Raw genomic sequence first — 1,087 nt, 5'->3', positions numbered from 1 at the left:
CGCCCCGCCGACCCGCGCCCCGCCGGCCCGGACGCCGCGCCGGCCGCCGCGCCCGGCGCGGGCGGCCGCCTCGCCCGCCGCCTGGCCGCCGACCCGCTGTGGCGCGCCGTGCGCCTGCTCGACGTCGCGCCCCGCCGCGTGGCGCTGGCCGTGGCGCTCGGGGTCCTCGCCCTCGGCTCGGCCGTCGCGCTCGCCGCGGTGTCCGCCTGGCTGATCACCCGCGCCGCCCAGATGCCGCCGGTGCTGGAGCTGTCCGTGGCGACCGTCGCCGTCCGCGCGTTCGGCATCGGCCGCGGGCTGTTCCGGTACCTGGAGCGGCTGGTCTCGCACGACATCGCGCTGCGCGGCATGGCCCGCCTGCGCACCACGCTCTACGAGCGGCTGGCCGTCGGCCGGCCGGGCGCCACGCTCGGCCTGCGGCGCGGCGACCTGCTCGCCCGGGTGGGCGCCGACGTGGACGCGGTCGGCGACGTCGTCGTGCGCGGCCTGCTGCCCGCGGCCGTCGCGACCGTGCTCGGCCTCGGCACCGTCGTCGCGATGGGGCTGTTCCTGCCCGCCGCCGGGCTGACGCTCGCCGCGTGCCTCGTGCTGGCCGGGGTCGTCGCGCCGTGGCTCGCCCAGCGCGCCGCCCGGGCGACCGAGCAGCGCGCCGCCGCCGCCCGCGCGGAGATGGCCGCGACCTCCCTCGGTCTGCTGGAGGACGCGGGCCCGCTCGCCGTCCAGGGCCGCACCGGCGCGGAGCTCGCCCGGCTGCGCGCGGCGGACGCCGACCTGGCCCGGGCCACCGACCGCGGCGCCGGGCCGGCCGCCCTCGCAGCCGGCCTCGGCAACCTGGCCGTCGGCCTCGCGGTGCTCGCCGCGCTGCTCGTCGGGGTCCCGGCGCTGGCCGCGGGCCGGATCGCCGAGGTCGACCTCGCCGTGATCGTGCTGACGCCGCTGGCCGCGTTCGAGGCGACCAGCGTGCTGCCGGCCGCCGCGATCCAGCTGCACCGCTCCCGCGCCGCGGCGGCCCGGCTGATGGCGGTGCTGGACGACGCCGCGACCCCCGACGAGCCGGCGGGAGCGCACGCGCCGGCTCGTCGGGGGT

Annotated in this window: 1 protein-coding gene; it reads left to right on the top strand. The window is 82.0% G+C overall.

The genetic code is table 11. From position 1 onward, the window contains the following. Positions 1–108: 108 nt before the first annotated feature. A partial coding sequence (locus G6556_RS18920; protein WP_346775014.1) for an ABC transporter transmembrane domain-containing protein occupies positions 109–1,087 on the top strand: 979 nt, incomplete at its 3' end.

This window comes from Cellulomonas sp. IC4_254 (genome assembly GCF_011603975.1).
Classification (GTDB): domain Bacteria; phylum Actinomycetota; class Actinomycetes; order Actinomycetales; family Cellulomonadaceae; genus Cellulomonas.
This window is presented reverse-complemented; position numbering and strand designations above follow the sequence as displayed.